The 13,489-nt window shown below is 64.3% G+C and carries 16 protein-coding genes; 6 read left to right on the top strand and 10 right to left on the bottom strand.

Features of this window, described 5'->3' with window-relative positions; genetic code table 11:
- Positions 1-73 precede the first annotated feature (73 nt).
- Both hemA and AC07M1_RS01910 read left to right on the top strand, forming a co-directional pair.
- On the top strand, positions 74-1,315 hold the full coding sequence (hemA, locus tag AC07M1_RS01915) for a 5-aminolevulinate synthase (protein ID WP_495160879.1): 1,242 nt from the start codon (positions 74-76) through the stop codon (positions 1,313-1,315).
- 94 nt (positions 1,316-1,409) lie between these two features.
- Positions 1,410-1,637 (top strand): DUF2061 domain-containing protein, encoded by a 228-nt coding sequence (locus AC07M1_RS01910; RefSeq protein WP_495160878.1) that lies wholly within the window; start codon positions 1,410-1,412, stop codon positions 1,635-1,637.
- A gap of 1 nt (position 1,638) precedes the next feature.
- Here the strand turns inward: AC07M1_RS01910 and AC07M1_RS01905 are convergent, their stop codons facing one another.
- Positions 1,639-1,950 carry an antibiotic biosynthesis monooxygenase family protein gene (locus AC07M1_RS01905; RefSeq protein WP_495160877.1) on the bottom strand — a complete coding sequence of 104 codons (312 nt, stop codon included), beginning with the start codon at positions 1,948-1,950 and terminating at the stop codon, positions 1,639-1,641.
- Positions 1,951-2,050: 100 nt separating this feature from the next.
- Here AC07M1_RS01905 and AC07M1_RS01900 point away from each other — a divergent pair, with 100 nt between their 5' ends.
- Complete coding sequence (locus AC07M1_RS01900) at positions 2,051-2,602, top strand: PepSY domain-containing protein (RefSeq protein WP_495160876.1); 552 nt, start codon at positions 2,051-2,053, stop codon at positions 2,600-2,602.
- Positions 2,603-2,606: 4 nt separating this feature from the next.
- On the opposite strand, the gene AC07M1_RS01895 is transcribed toward AC07M1_RS01900, so the two are convergent.
- The 3 genes from AC07M1_RS01895 to AC07M1_RS01885 are packed head-to-tail and all read right to left on the bottom strand — an operon-like array spanning position 2,607 to position 4,424.
- The gene (locus tag AC07M1_RS01895) at positions 2,607-3,338 is read right to left on the bottom strand and encodes a phosphatase PAP2 family protein (RefSeq protein ID WP_495160875.1); all 732 of its coding nucleotides are present in this window, start codon (positions 3,336-3,338) and stop codon (positions 2,607-2,609) included.
- Positions 3,335-3,946, bottom strand: coding sequence for a DUF6445 family protein (locus AC07M1_RS01890; RefSeq protein ID WP_495160874.1), 612 nt, complete (start codon positions 3,944-3,946; stop codon positions 3,335-3,337). The genes AC07M1_RS01895 and AC07M1_RS01890 overlap by 4 nt, the downstream gene beginning before the upstream one ends.
- Positions 3,947-3,992: 46 nt before the next feature.
- Positions 3,993-4,424, bottom strand: a complete 432-nt coding sequence (locus tag AC07M1_RS01885) for a nuclear transport factor 2 family protein (protein WP_495160873.1) — start codon at positions 4,422-4,424, stop codon at positions 3,993-3,995.
- Between the two features lie 305 nt (positions 4,425-4,729).
- Between AC07M1_RS01885 and AC07M1_RS01880 the strand changes: the two genes are divergently transcribed.
- Positions 4,730-5,644 (top strand): aspartyl protease family protein, encoded by a 915-nt coding sequence (locus AC07M1_RS01880; RefSeq protein WP_495160872.1) that lies wholly within the window; start codon positions 4,730-4,732, stop codon positions 5,642-5,644.
- A 7-nt stretch (positions 5,645-5,651) separates the two neighbouring features.
- Here AC07M1_RS01880 and AC07M1_RS01875 read toward each other — a convergent pair whose 3' ends face one another.
- The 3 genes from AC07M1_RS01875 to AC07M1_RS01865 are packed head-to-tail and all read right to left on the bottom strand — an operon-like array spanning position 5,652 to position 7,676.
- The gene (locus tag AC07M1_RS01875) at positions 5,652-6,068 is read right to left on the bottom strand and encodes a VOC family protein (protein ID WP_495160871.1); all 417 of its coding nucleotides are present in this window, start codon (positions 6,066-6,068) and stop codon (positions 5,652-5,654) included.
- Between the two features lie 3 nt (positions 6,069-6,071).
- Entirely contained in the window at positions 6,072-6,518 is a 447-nt protein-coding gene (locus AC07M1_RS01870) for a Rid family hydrolase (RefSeq protein ID WP_495160870.1), read from the bottom strand.
- Between the two features lie 18 nt (positions 6,519-6,536).
- Entirely contained in the window at positions 6,537-7,676 is a 1,140-nt protein-coding gene (locus AC07M1_RS01865) for an outer membrane protein assembly factor BamB family protein (RefSeq protein WP_495160869.1), read from the bottom strand.
- Positions 7,677-7,852: 176 nt separating this feature from the next.
- Here AC07M1_RS01865 and AC07M1_RS01860 point away from each other — a divergent pair, with 176 nt between their 5' ends.
- On the top strand, positions 7,853-9,319 hold the full coding sequence (locus AC07M1_RS01860; protein ID WP_495160868.1) for an amidohydrolase family protein: 1,467 nt from the start codon (positions 7,853-7,855) through the stop codon (positions 9,317-9,319).
- A gap of 98 nt (positions 9,320-9,417) precedes the next feature.
- Positions 9,418-9,846 carry a hypothetical protein gene (locus AC07M1_RS01855; RefSeq protein ID WP_495160867.1) on the top strand — a complete coding sequence of 143 codons (429 nt, stop codon included), beginning with the start codon at positions 9,418-9,420 and terminating at the stop codon, positions 9,844-9,846.
- A 220-nt stretch (positions 9,847-10,066) separates the two neighbouring features.
- On the opposite strand, the gene AC07M1_RS01850 is transcribed toward AC07M1_RS01855, so the two are convergent.
- From AC07M1_RS01850 to AC07M1_RS01840, 3 genes are all read right to left on the bottom strand, one after another.
- The gene (locus AC07M1_RS01850; protein WP_495160866.1) at positions 10,067-10,414 is read right to left on the bottom strand and encodes a LysR family transcriptional regulator; all 348 of its coding nucleotides are present in this window, start codon (positions 10,412-10,414) and stop codon (positions 10,067-10,069) included.
- Positions 10,415-10,482: 68 nt separating this feature from the next.
- Complete coding sequence (locus tag AC07M1_RS01845) at positions 10,483-10,986, bottom strand: 2'-5' RNA ligase family protein (RefSeq protein ID WP_495160865.1); 504 nt, start codon at positions 10,984-10,986, stop codon at positions 10,483-10,485.
- Positions 10,987-11,009: 23 nt separating this feature from the next.
- The gene (locus AC07M1_RS01840) at positions 11,010-13,427 is read right to left on the bottom strand and encodes an NACHT domain-containing protein (RefSeq protein WP_495160864.1); all 2,418 of its coding nucleotides are present in this window, start codon (positions 13,425-13,427) and stop codon (positions 11,010-11,012) included.
- Between the last annotated feature and the right edge of the window lie 62 nt (positions 13,428-13,489).

Genomic DNA, 13,489 nt, shown 5'->3' with positions numbered 1-13,489 from the left:
GATCAGGCTTATGGAAACAATCCCTCTCCACTACGCTAGCGTTCGGCGAACGAAACCGTTATCGGGGCCGGCCATGAGCACCGACACGACTCCGCGCGCCGTGGATTATTCGCGCGTCTTCACCCAGGCGATCGACCGGCTGCATGCCGAGGGGCGCTATCGGGTGTTCATCGACATCCTGCGCAACAAGGGCATGTTCCCCAATGCGCGCTGCTTCCACGGGCACAACGGACCGAAGCCGATCACCGTCTGGTGCTCGAACGACTATCTCGCGATGGGGCAGCACCCCAAGGTGATCGCGGCGATGGAGGAAGCGCTCCACGACGTCGGCGCCGGCTCGGGCGGCACGCGCAACATCGGCGGCAACACCCATTACCATGTCGATCTGGAAGGCGAGCTGGCCGACCTGCACGGCAAGCAGGGCGCGCTGCTGTTCACCAGCGGCTATGTCTCGAACGAGGCGACGCTGTCGACCCTCGCCAAGGTGCTGCCCGGCTGCATCATCTATTCGGACGAGCTCAATCACGCGTCGATGATCGCGGGCATCCGCAATTCGGGCTGTGAGAAGCGCGTGTGGCGTCACAACGACATCGCGCATCTTGAGGAGCTGCTGGCGGCGGACGACCCCAGCGCGCCCAAGCTGATCGCGTTCGAGAGCGTCTATTCGATGGACGGTGACGTCGCGCCGATCCACGCGATCTGCGACCTGGCCGACAAGTATAATGCGCTCACCTATCTGGACGAGGTCCATGCCGTCGGCATGTACGGCGCGCGCGGCGGCGGCATCTCCGAACGCGACGACGCGGCATCGCGGCTGACGATCATCGAAGGGACGCTGGGCAAGGCGTTCGGCGTCATGGGCGGCTATATCGCCGCGGACCAGACGATCATCGACGTGATCCGCAGCTATGCGCCGGGGTTCATCTTCACGACCTCGCTCTCGCCGGTGCTGGTCGCGGGTGCGCTCGCATCGGTGCGCCACCTCAAACAGTCGAGCGAGGAGCGCGACGGGCAGCACGCCGCCGCCGCCAAGCTTAAGGCGATGATGTCCGATGCCGGGCTGCCCGTGCTGGAAACCTCCACGCATATCGTACCGCTGATGGTGGGCGATCCGGTCAAGGCCAAGCGGGTCAGCGACATCCTGCTCGCCGAATACGGCGTGTACGTCCAGCCGATCAACTACCCGACCGTGCCGCGCGGCACCGAACGGCTGCGCTTCACCCCGGGTCCGGCGCATGATGAGGCGATGATGCGCGAGCTGACCGCCGCGCTGGTCGAGATCTGGGAGCGGCTGGAAATGCGCGCCGCCGCCTGATCGACGGATACGATCACTCAGGCCATATCTTCGCGTTACAGATCGATTTCCCGGTGCATTAGATGGACGGTTCCAACGATTGAGGAACCGTCCAATGCCCCGCGATCTCAAGAAAACGCTGACCTATCTCGCGGTCCACCTCACCGTTGGCTTCACAGTCGCCTACACCATCACCGGCTCCCCGACCCTGGCCGGCGGAATCGCGCTGATCGAACCGTGCATCAACGCCGTCGCCTTCTTCTTCCACGAAAAGGCATGGAAACGCGCCGAGCGAAAAGCGGCGATCGATCCGTTCGTCCGTTTCGCGGTGGCGGACGGCTGAACTAACGATCGAGCAGATCGTCGGTGACTTCCATGAGCAGCATCGGTTCACGCGCGGCATCAGCAATGGCATCGACGAAAGCGGCGCGGGTCTCTGGCCCGTCATAGGCCATCCGGGCGTCGAACGCCGCCTGCCATGTCGCGCGATCGGGCCATTCGGCGACGCCGATGAAACGCCCCTGATCGTCACGATGAAGCCTTGACCCGAGCGAGCCGTATCTCGCCTGGATGAGTTCGGTGCCGCGACGCCAGGCGGCACGGAACTGATCTTCCTTCCCCGGATGCACCTTCCACCAATAGGCCGCGACGAACATCGCCCCTCTCCTTCGGCGATCAAGCGCTCAAACATCGCGAAGGTTGCGCAGACGGCGCGTCGGACGCAGGATAGACACCGGTTACCAAAAGGAGAGTCCCATGCGTTCCACCGCCCCCCTTCTTGCGCTCGTCACCCTGGTGGCCGCCTGCTCCCCAGCTGCGGAAAATGCCAATGGCGGCACCGCAGACAATGGCGTGCTGTCCGATGGACCCTTGACCGAGATCAGCAATGTCGCGGCGGCAGACCTGCCCGAGGGACTTTCGGCGCTGGTCGAAACGACGGTGTCCGGGACCACGATCGTCAAGGTCGAGCGCAAGGAACGCGATGGACGCATCTATTACGACGTCGAAGGCACGAAGCCGGATGGCAGCGAGGTCGAGATCGACGTCCTCCAAGGTGCCGACGGCAAGCTGACCGCCGTGGAGGTGCAGCGCGATATCGGCTGGGCCAGCGCTCCTGCCGAAGTGCGCGCCGCCGCCGCCGCGAAGAAGGACGCGTTCGCGCCCGAACGCGTGATCGAAAGCCGGCAGGTCGAAGGCGGCGAGACGATCTACGAGCTATTCGCCCCCGGGAAACCCAAGGAACCGGCGATGGAAGTCCGCTGGCAGAACGGCAAGGCGGAAGTCCTGGGCGAACGCTGGGCGCACTGACGCGTCAGCGGCTGAGGCGCAACCGAAGCCAGCTGCCCGCCGCCCACCAGGCGAGCGCCCAGAGCAACCCGAAGCTCCATCCGGCGAGCACGTCGCTGGGCCAATGGACGCCCAGATAGACCCGGCTCACCCCGATCGCGGTGACGAGCAGCGCGGTTGCGCCGAACACGAACCCGCGCGCCGCGCGGTGCGGGATCACCTGGATGCTGACCAGTGCGATCGTGAGATAGATGATCGCACTGTTGGCGGCATGGCCGCTGGGAAAGCTCGCCGACGACACCTCGACCAGATGGTCGACCAATGTCGGCCGCTCGCGCCCCACCAGGCTCTTGGCGAGCGCGACCGCGATCGAACCCGTGACCGTCCCGCCAAGGACCAGCGCGGCGGCGAGCAGGTGACGACTCGCGGCAAGGAAACCAACCGTCAGCACGACGGCAAGGGTCAACACCGTCTCGCCACCCAGGGCGGTGACATCGACCATCGCCTGCTTCAGCCAGAGCGGCCCTGCGGGAAGCGCCGGATGCCCGTCCTGCCGGAACGCCAGCATGATCGCGCTGTCGAACGCGAACCGGTCGCCGCGCGCTATGGTGCGGCCAAGAATCGTGAGGATGAGCACCGCCCCGGCCAGCGCCGCCATGGCGATGAACACGAACGGCGGATGCCGGGCATCGGGCGCGGACTGGTCCGGAGTGACCGACGCGTCAGCGATCGTGGCGAGCGTACGCGGCGCGGTCATGCGGGCGCGAAGAACATGAGATACACGAGGCGTCCATCCTCTGGCCCAGTACCGAAGCCCGCCCCGCTGTTGTGGAACATCCATGGGCTGAACAGGATCAGCCGGTTGAAGCGCATCGGCGCGGCGAAGCTCTTCTCCCATGCCGAAGGCTTGAGCGTGTCGCGGTTGATGACGTCCGCAACCAGCGCGTCGCCGGTCGGGTAACCCGCCGAAACCATGCCGTCGAGCGTCGCCGGCACGCGCTCCAGCCCGGTCCGGCGATGGCGGTAGAAATCGGTGCCGCCCCGGCAATGTTCGGGAAGGCTGAGATAGAGGATTCCCGAATAGGCGGCCGGATCGCAATGCACACCGCTGGCGCCGCGATCGTTGCGAAGGGTGAGGCGGCAATGGCCGTGAAGCGTGCCCGGCGCCCCCACCAGCGGCTTGCCCGCCACGCGCGATACCGCCTCATCAAGGCCGGGGAGCGGCAGCGGTCGCGCGGAAGTGACGCCGGGAAAGTTCGCACCAGCATCCTTGGCAGCCGCGTCATAGCCGAGTGCCAGCGCCTGCCGCCGCATCTCGAGCGGGTTGGCGAGGAAATCGTCGATTATCGCGAAGGATGGGGTCATGGCGCGGGTCTGGCAAAGCCACGTGTCGCGGGCAAGGGCGCGCCGATCACTTCCCGCGCGGCTTCTGATACCAGAGCGCGTTGACGATGATCCAGCGGTCCCCGAATTTGCCGAGGTGGAAATAGTCCACGAACCAGGGCGTTTCGGCCCGCGCCACCGCGGCGTTACCCGCGACGTCGAGCACGCTGCACGACCGGTTCCATTGCGCTTTCGGGGTCTTGAGCGCGCCCTGCCGGGTCAACTCGACCAGTTCCTCCCGGCTCATCCGGCGCAGTCCAAGCCGTTCGTCGGGGGTGTCACCGAGGACGCGGCGCTTGGCGAGATCGGGATGAAGCGCGCGGGAAACTCGCGCCGGATCGCCCTCAAGTTGGCCATCGACATAATCGAAGCAGGTCGCCTCGATCGCGGTCCGCGTGGCGGGATCGATCACCGCCTGCGACGCGGTGACGCCGACAAGAAGGGCAAGGGCAAGGCTCATCGACGTCTCCAGGGTGAGTTTGCAATCTGATCCGCGAACCAATCAGAGGCGGGCGTTAGTGCGGATGCTTGTGATCCGGCGTGGGCGTCGCGGACGGCGCGGGGAAAGCGGAACCGGCATACCGGACGCAGGGACAAGCAACGCGAACGACGCGTCGGAGGCAAGCAGGGCGAAAACGCATAGGCGGGCCTTTCGGTGCTGGCATCTCGCGGTCCTAGCATGGCCTATAGCGGAAGCTATGCCCGCTATCAGATTGACCGCACCGGTGTGTTACTCCATTAATACGGACGGCAAAAGGGGGCGGCATGGCGGCATCGACGGGATTCAGGGGTATCTGCACCTCGGCCATGCTGGTCTGTGTCGCAAGCATTCCCGGGCAAGCCAGCGCCGCGCAGCCCAAGGCATGCGGACTGGTGCAAGGTGCGAAGGCCGGCGCGGTGCTGCACGTCCCGTTTCAGGTGGTCGACGGCCGTATCTATGTCGAGGCGCGCGTGAACGGAGCGGGGCCGTTCCGCTTCGCGGTCGATACCGGTGCGAGTGGCATGGGCCGCGCCGACGCCAGCCTGGTTACCCAGCTGCGCCTGCCGGTCGAGGGATCCGGAACTACGTCGGACGGCGTGGCGACCTCACGCGTCGACATGACGCGGTTCACGTCGCTCGAGCTGGGCGGCCTGGTGCGCCGTGACCTTCAGGTCATCACCCGCGACTATGGCAGCAGACTTTCGCCCGACGCGAAGTTCGCGGGGATCATCGGACGAGACTATTTCGGCGACGGGTTGCTGGTGATCGACTATCCCGCCCGCATGCTGACCTTCACGCGCGGCACGGGGCTGACCCGCGGCACGGCGGACGTGCTGGGCTATGAACGGCCGTTCCGCGTGCCGATCACGATCGGCGGGGTTGCCGCCGAAGCCAATCTCGACACCGGCGCCAACGTCACCTTCGTGCTGCCCAAGCCGCTGTTCGACCGCGTTTCGGGCGGACCGGTGACCGCGGCGGGCGGCGGACAGCTGACCAACACGACCGTCGATACCGGCCGGGCAACGGTGCGCGGGCCGTTCCGTATCGGCAACGCCAGCCTTTCCGATGTCGAGGTGCGCGTCTCCGACCGCTATCCCGAATTGCTCGCCGGTGCGCACGCCCTCCAGCATTTCGCGATCCTGATCGACCAAAGATCGAAGAGCATCGCGCTGTGCCCGGCAAAGACGGGCAAACGCTGAGCCCGGATCAGGCGGCGTTGGGGTGGCCGGAGGCGAATTCGATCAGGTCCCAGCGATTGCCGTAGAGATCGAGGAACACCGCGACCTTGCCATAGTCATATTGCGCGGGCGGGCGCGCCCATTCGACCCCGGCGGCGGAATAGGCGGCATGGTCGCGATCGAAATCGTCCGTGGCGAGGAACAGGAAGACACGCCCGCCTGCCTGATCGCCGATAAACCGCTCCTGCTCAGCGCTCGAGGCGCGCGCGAGGAGGATGGTTGCCGCCTGTCCCCGCGCGCCGGGCGGACGGATCGTCACCCAGCGCTTGTCCTGTTCAGGCTGGTAACTGTCCTCGACCAGCTCGAAACCGAGCTTGCCGACATAGAAGGCCAGCGCCTCGTCATAGTCGCGGACGACAAGCGCGATATGGACGAGATGGGGCACCGACTATTTCGACTTCTTCGCGATCACCCTGATCTCCGCCAACCCCTTGTCGGGAACCAGCCGGTCGACATCGATCGCGGTCCAGGCCGGATAGGGTGCGGTGACATAGCGCGCCTTGACCTTGACGAAGGCGTCGAGCTGGGTGGCGATGTCGGTGTGATAGGTGGTCATCTCGATTACATCGTCCCAGCTCGACCCGGACCGCTTCAGGATATCGGCGATCTGCGCGAACGCACGATCATAGGCGACCGACTGATCGGTGGTGTTCCACAGACCGGCGACCACGCCCGAAAGGTAGACGGTGTCGCCATGCATCACCGCCTCCGCGAACCCCCATTGCTGATGCGCGGCGTCGCGGCCGGGCGGAGGCATGAGAACCTGTGCCGGATCGCGGGCCGCCGCCGGCGTGGCAAAGGCGGCCACGAGCGCAAGTGCGGCGATATGCTTCATCCTGATGCTCCTCATCCCTCACTCCTTCAGCGCATAGACGCGCCCGTCGAGCGCGCCGACATAGACCACTCCGCCCGCGATCGCGGGCGAGCCCATCACACCGCCCGTGACATAGCCTTGAGTCGGGAGCGGCGTGAAGCGCCACTTCTCACGCCCCGTGGCGGCGTCGATCGCGTGGAAGCCGTGCGTCAGCGTCACGCCTTCGAAATAATAGGGATAGCCGCTGATCGCACCGGTATAGAGCGTACCATTGGCGATTACCGGCGTCGCCCAGGTCCAGCCGCCAGTCTTGAATTGCCATAGCTCACGCCCCGTATCAGGCGCGACAGCGGAGAGCTTGAGCGAGTCCGAGCTGCCGACATAGAGGACACCGGCGGCGGCGATCGCCGAGGATTCGACCCAGGAGCCGTCGGTATAGGCGTGATGCCACGCCTCCTTCCCTGTTTCCACATCATAAGCGATCAGCTTCGCGCTGCGGCTGCCCACCACCACGCGCCCCTGATCGACCACCGGGGTCGACTGGACCACGCCGCCGGTATCAGCTCGCCAAAGCAGCTTCTGTGTCTTCAGATCGACCGCGTAGAGATGATCGTCCCAGCTGCCGAAATAGACCCGGCCGCCATCGATGACGGGATTGCCGCGGATCGCGTCGCCGGTGCCCAGGGTCCATGCGAGCTTACCGGTCGCGGCATCGACGACGAACAGCGCGCCGCTGAGCGAGCCGACATAGACCTTGCCTTCATGCACCACCGGCGAGGACTGGAGGAAATCGAAATAGGGATTGTCGGGCGAAGGCGGGCGGCGGTGAAGATCGCGCGCCTTGAGGTCGAAGCGCCAGAGCTGCCGCCCCGTGGCGCGGTTGACCGCGTAGAGGAAACCGTCGTCACTGGGTGCGAAGACGCGGTCGCCCGCAACCGCCGGCTGGGCGCGGACCTTGCCGCCGGTGGGGAACGACCATTTGAGCTTCCGGCTGGCGGTGTCGAGCGCGTAGAGCCGGTGATCGTCGCTCCCGAAATAAAGGGTACCCGAATCATGGGTGAGCGAGCCCCAGATCTGTCCGCCGGAACGGAATTCCCAGAGCTTGCTTCCGGGAGCGGCGTGCGCGGTCGCGCCGACGCCGCACAACATCAATACCAATAACAGTACCAATCTGATCACACACCCCTCCTATTTTCTTTGAGCTACGTGTTCCAGACGAATGCGGAGACGTCAATTGGTCCTAATTTGGATTGATCACTACTCACGCTATTTGCGCGCTGTCGCCTGTCCAGCTTGCCTGTCATGGTGATATAGTTCACCAAGGCACCCTGTTCGTCAGCAAGAGGGGGCTCTCCATGACAAACCGCACCGCATTGATGCTGCTGCTCGCCACGGCGGCGATTGCTCCGACCGTGCAAGCGCAGAGCGCGGATTCCGCCGATCTGGTCGTCTCCAACGTAACGGTGATCGATCCCGAAACGCGCAGGATCAGCCCGGGACAGGAGATCGTGATCGACGATGGCCGCATCGTCTCGGTCCGCAAGACGCCGAAACGCGCGACACCCGCCAAGGCGGTGATCGACGGCACCGGCAAGTTCGCGATCCCCGGCCTGATGGACATGCACGCGCACACCAACCTCAAGCCGCTGCACCGCTCCACGCTGGCGCTGATGCACGCCAACGGCATCACCGGAGCGCGCGACATGGCGAGCGATTGCCATGGCGAGAAGGGCATCGCGATGTGCATCGGCGAGATGCGCAAGGCCGCCGCCGCGATCGATGCGGGGACGCTGACCGGACCGCGGCTGCTGGCGCTTTCGACGATGAAGATCCAGTCGGGCGGCGGTCCCAAGGACCCGGCCGACCCGCGCGCGCGCTTCTTTCCGCAGAACCCGGAGCAGACCGCGGCGCTGATCCCGGTGCTGATCGCGCGCAAGCCCGACATCATCAAGATGGGCGATGTCATCGACACCGCTTCCTACAAGCTGCTGCTGGCGGCCGCGCGCGCCAACCGGATCGAGGTGAGCGGCCACATCCCGGCGCAGCTGAGCGTGAAGCAGGCCGCCGAGCTGGGCCAGCGGTCGATCGAGCATGCCCGCGACCTGCCGATCGACTGTTCGACCTACGGCGCCAGCTATCGCGCGGCGATGGCGCAGCCGGGCGACACCCGCCCGTCCCCCACCGATCGCGTGAAGAAGGCGGTGGAGACGCAGGACGCGGCGCTCTGCGCGGGGCAGATCGCGGCGATGGTGCGGCACGGGACCTATTACGTCCCGACCCATCTGACCCGGCTGATGGACTATCGCGCATCGGACCCCGCCTTCCGCAACGATCCGCGACTCGCCTGGATCGGGGCGCAGCAGCGGCAGATGTGGGACCGCGACCTCGACCGCTACGCCGCCGCCACGCCCGAGCAGGTCGCGGCGTTCGGCCAGTTCTTCCGCATCGGCCTGACGCTGACCGGGCAGGCGCACAAGGCGGGGGTCAAGGTCATGGCCGGGACCGACGCCAACGACACGATGGTGTTTCCGGGCTTCAGCCTGCACGACGAGCTGGGGCTGCTGGTCGAGGCCGGGCTGTCGCCGATGGACGCACTGCGCGCCGCGACCACCATTCCGGCCGAGTATCTGCATCGCACGCGCGACCTGGGCGGGCTGGCCAAGGGCAAGCTCGCCGATATCGTCCTGCTCGACGCCGATCCGGTCGCGGCGATCGGCAACACCAAGCGCATCGCCTATGTCATCCAGGGCGGCCGGGTGTCGGACCGCGCGGCGCTGGACAGGACCCTGGCGGAGACGCGGGCGCCCGAACCGGCGAAGTGAGCGCGGCGGATCGTTGCATCCGCCACCTTATCGCTTGCATTCGCCAAGGGGATTTTGTCTCGTCCAGCCAAGGCCGCACGATGCGGATGGGGGAAGCCATGTTCAACGATCTGCCCGATATCCTGTTGCGCCATCGCCGATGGGTGGGGCTGGCCGCGATCCTGCTCGCCGCCGCGACCTGGACCATCGACCTGACCGGCGTGGTTTATGCCTGCCCCTATTGCCGGGTTCAGCGCACGGCGATCGGTCTGCTTGGCCTCCTTCTGCTGCTGCCCAATCCGGGACATTGGCTGATCCGGTACGTGTCGGCGGTGTTCGCGGTGTTCGGCCTGAGCGTCGGCGGGGCCCAACATTTCATGGGCTGGAAGAAGATCATGGCCGGCACCTTCACCTGGGGCCAGCAATGGTATGTCAACGCCTGGGTGCTGTCGGGCGCGGCGCTGTTCATCATCACCGGACTGCTCCTGCTGATCTGGCGCTGGAAGCCGGTCGAGGTGGTGGCGGAGACCGCGCCGTCGGAACCCTGATCGCCCGCCGCGGCGGTTGACGAAGTTGACATGAAACCCATGTTTTCCGGCTGAAACGACGGGTTCGCGACCGCAAGGCGACCGCTTCGCGACTGCCGCGCGACACCCGGGCGACGGTGACGCGACACGCACGCGACACTGGCGCGACACCGACAGGACAGGGTCGCGACGCGAGGTGACGGGTTTCGACGCATCGTGACCGGAACGCGCCGCATCGGCGTCACCGGGGCGACACCGGCGCGACAGGCGCGGGACGGGGACGCGCCCCTTCGGACGGGGCGAGCGGATCGGGGATGAAGGGATCGGCGAGGCGCGCGGCATGCAGCCGCAGCGCGTGACCCCAGGCCAGATCGAACGGCGTGCCGGGCAGGCGCTGGCGCAGCGCATGCGCGCTCGACCGCGACATGCCGGCGGCACGCGCCGCGCGGGCGATGCTGCCGGTTTCGAGCAAAGCGGCGAGGAAGATGCGCTGGCGGGCAGGCGTCCAATGCGCACGGAGTGGCGAGCCGGAGGGCGACGTGGTGTGGGGCGTCGCGGCCGGGGGCGAAGCGGTGGGATGCTGGTCCATCCGACAGGATGGAGCAGAAAGCGCGCGTGTAGGAAAATGATTTGTGCGGCGGTGGCGGGCGGGGCTGGCTAGCCGCGCAACGCCCAGCGGCCATGTTCGACATGGGTGGTCTTGCCGACCACGCTTTCCATCAGAATGATCTCATCCACCGTCCACCCGATCGGCGGCATCTTCTGCGCGCGCAGCCGGTCGCCGGCATAGTTGATCGTGACATGCGGCTCGGGCGTGGTGCCGAGCGTGAAGGGGGCATCGTGCGCGATCAGGTGGTGGACGAGTTGTCGCTGGAAGGCGCGCGCCTGGGTGAGCGGATCGCGGGTGCGCAGGGTGACGGCCTTGCGGTTCTCGATCCGGTCGAAGCTGAGCGGAAAGGCCGGGCCGTCGAAACTGTCGAGCGCGGCGATGGTGCGCGGAAGCCAGTCGGGCGGGGCATAATGGAGATCGAACAACGACACGAGCGTGACGTGGAGCAGATGCGGGCCGCGCGCGGGATCGTTGCGCGGGAGCGCGGTGATCAGGGCCTGCTGCGCCGGTGGGGGCTTGGCCATGATGTAGAGGGGGTTACGGGCGCGCATGGGGTGAGTGTAGCATGGTCCGATCAGGTCTCGGACTCGTCCTGCTCAACCGTCTTGTTCACGCCCTTCCCGCGCGTCACCGCGAGCGTCTGGATGCGAGCTCGCGCCTTCGCCTTGTAGAAAAGTCCGACCTTGGATGCCGCGTCGTTCCACGTAAAGGTGAACATGTCGGGTATGCCATGCACCGCGGAACCGTCCCCAAAGGAGATATCGATCCCAGCTCCCCTGAGAATGTCGTCGCACTGCGCGACAAGCCTGCGCCCGTTGATACTGACTTTCGATGAAAATCCATGACGGGTCACGCATGATCTGAATATCAACTGAGGCGCTACCAATCCCTGCTTATTCTTGAGCAACCCATATTTGTCTCTTGGTTTACCCAGCTCCTTGTTGAGCAAGGATGCTGCGAGATGAATCAGCGTGTCATGATCGACGCCCCGATCATCAATCGTCCTCTTGGACATGCTGTAGTTGATGATCTTGATCAGAATGGCTGCGAACAGATTATCGGCGCGCATAACGGCCTTGGACAGTTTCGATTCCAGAACAGGGCCGAAATCGATCTTGTCCCCAAATTGCTCCAGCACATCCGACCAAAGCGACCCGGAAACCAGCTCGCGCCGGAGCTTTCTGAGGCCCCCGCATTTCTCGGCAAGCATATGCAGATATTCGAGCCGGATCGTGCCATCCGCATAGGACAGGGTCTTGGCCCACCCTCGCAGCGTATCGGCGCGTGCACCGTCGACAATGAAGGCCGCGACCCCCTCTCGAAACAGCATCGAATAGAGCGCATGGTCGGATCGGCTGGGCGGACGGCTCACTATGCGTTGGGCGACCAGAAACTCCGCGAAGGATCGGTGACCAAAATAGAAGACGTCGCCGGATTTCTTCTCGAGCAATGATCCGGTCAGGTACTCGCGAACTCGCGCCTCCGGTTCCATCGAATCACCGCCAGGGATCTTATCCATAAGCTCCACCGGCAGATCGCCCGCCTGAAAGGAGGTCGATCCGCCCTTGGCCGTCCATAGCCAGAGCGCAATCTCACGAATGAACTCGAGCCTGTTCTTTGCGCTGATATCCTTTCTGGCGCTCTTCTCGGTCTCTCTGTCCACGAGCGTCTCGAAGAACGCCTCATATAGCTGCCAGCGGGTAACCCCCGTGCCGAACCTGCCGAGGTCGAAACCCGGATCCGCCCCAAGATCAGTCAGAATCTTGGCGTGAACCGGCTTTCCAAACGTTTCCTTCGCCAGATCCGCCAATGCGTTTACCCGGCTCACACGCATTTCAATGTCGGATTCCTCCAATCTCGAATATCGAGACGAATCCCTTTGCGATCGTGAAATATAGCGCCTTACGAAATCAGCGCGCTCATCCGGTGTGAAATCCTGAAGGTCGTACTCGCGGAATTCCGGCCAATCCGCGATCTGTCGCCAAACCGTTCCGGAACGCTTCTTGCCGCGCAAGATATGGCTATGCTCATCCTGTGACAGGAAGGCACTTGGCCTGCCCAAAAGCACGATCCGGGCCCCATCGACGATAAGCTTGTTTATTTCCTGCGCCTGATATCGAAAATCGGCCCATGTCATGGCGTGCTTCATTTCATCAAAGCCATCCAGAACGATGAGCAAGCGCCCTCTTTCATTGGCTCTGAGGAACTGCAGAAAATTGAAGCCGTTGTTGGGAAATTCCGAGGAGAACATCGACCCCAATATGCCATCTATACTTGCAGAGCGGGAGAACGCACCAAGCTTCACCAGAACCGGCCTGCGAGCACCGGCGTCTTTCAGTGCGGTTACCGCCTGATGCGCGACAATGCGTCGCGCAAGGCTCGTCTTTCCTGCGCCGTAACCTCCGAGAATGGCAATCGGTGTGCTGTCGGTACCAACAATCCAGTCCTGAATCGTGTCAAAGACGTCGAAGCTCTTGGAGAGTGTCTTGCGCTGCTGCTTGCCTTCCAGATACGCGACCGGAGAGGCCCTTGCAGGAACATAATATTCCGAGAGGCCCCCTTCTGAAAAAATTCCGGAAAGGTGACGAATATAGTCGGACAATCCGAGAATGGTATTCTCAAGCTCCCAGATCGTGAGATGCGATACATATGTCAGCTCATCCGATACATAGGCATCCGCATCGGCCGTAAGCCCGGATCTGGTGACGATTATAAGCTCCGCAGGCCTGTTCTTCTCGATCAGACCCATATAGTCAGCCCAGATATCCCTCACCTGAGCTCGCGTGAGCGGGGATTCATAGTCTTTTGCTTCTACGAAAAGGCGCCGGCGTTTCTTGAGGTCGATATACTCGAAGTATATGTCGACCTTCTTTCCTGCTTTGCGCGCCTCTGTTCTAGGCTCGCCATAGCGCGCGCTGAGTAGATTCGCGGCCGCATCTCTCAGACCGTCACCTGGACGAGGATGCGGATTCGCCAAATCTTGAACCGTCATGCCCCCTCCGAACGGTACCTGGTTCGTCTTCCCGCCAAGTAGTTCTTAGCAGAAGGGGAAAG

Source organism: Sphingomonas sp. GW821-FHT10C01 (genome assembly GCF_059415525.1).
Note: the sequence above shows the minus strand (reverse complement) of the source record. Positions and strands in the feature narration are given on the sequence as shown.

Excerpts from the sequence above, each read along its gene's own strand:
- AC07M1_RS01910 (WP_495160878.1), top strand. The coding sequence starts at position 1,410 with ATGCCCCGCGATCTCAAGAAAACGCTGACCTATCTCGCGGTCCACCTC.
- AC07M1_RS01845 (WP_495160865.1), bottom strand. The coding sequence starts at position 10,986 with ATGCGCGCCCGTAACCCCCTCTACATCATGGCCAAGCCCCCACCGGCG.
- hemA (WP_495160879.1), top strand. The coding sequence starts at position 74 with ATGAGCACCGACACGACTCCGCGCGCCGTGGATTATTCGCGCGTCTTC.
- AC07M1_RS01880 (WP_495160872.1), top strand. The coding sequence starts at position 4,730 with ATGGCGGCATCGACGGGATTCAGGGGTATCTGCACCTCGGCCATGCTG.
- AC07M1_RS01905 (WP_495160877.1), bottom strand. The coding sequence starts at position 1,950 with ATGTTCGTCGCGGCCTATTGGTGGAAGGTGCATCCGGGGAAGGAAGAT.
- AC07M1_RS01885 (WP_495160873.1), bottom strand. The coding sequence starts at position 4,424 with ATGAGCCTTGCCCTTGCCCTTCTTGTCGGCGTCACCGCGTCGCAGGCG.
- AC07M1_RS01850 (WP_495160866.1), bottom strand. The coding sequence starts at position 10,414 with ATGGACCAGCATCCCACCGCTTCGCCCCCGGCCGCGACGCCCCACACC.
- AC07M1_RS01840 (WP_495160864.1), bottom strand. The coding sequence starts at position 13,427 with ATGACGGTTCAAGATTTGGCGAATCCGCATCCTCGTCCAGGTGACGGT.
- AC07M1_RS01870 (WP_495160870.1), bottom strand. The coding sequence starts at position 6,518 with ATGAAGCATATCGCCGCACTTGCGCTCGTGGCCGCCTTTGCCACGCCG.
- AC07M1_RS01895 (WP_495160875.1), bottom strand. The coding sequence starts at position 3,338 with ATGACCGCGCCGCGTACGCTCGCCACGATCGCTGACGCGTCGGTCACT.
- AC07M1_RS01855 (WP_495160867.1), top strand. The coding sequence starts at position 9,418 with ATGTTCAACGATCTGCCCGATATCCTGTTGCGCCATCGCCGATGGGTG.
- AC07M1_RS01860 (WP_495160868.1), top strand. The coding sequence starts at position 7,853 with ATGACAAACCGCACCGCATTGATGCTGCTGCTCGCCACGGCGGCGATT.
- AC07M1_RS01900 (WP_495160876.1), top strand. The coding sequence starts at position 2,051 with ATGCGTTCCACCGCCCCCCTTCTTGCGCTCGTCACCCTGGTGGCCGCC.
- AC07M1_RS01890 (WP_495160874.1), bottom strand. The coding sequence starts at position 3,946 with ATGACCCCATCCTTCGCGATAATCGACGATTTCCTCGCCAACCCGCTC.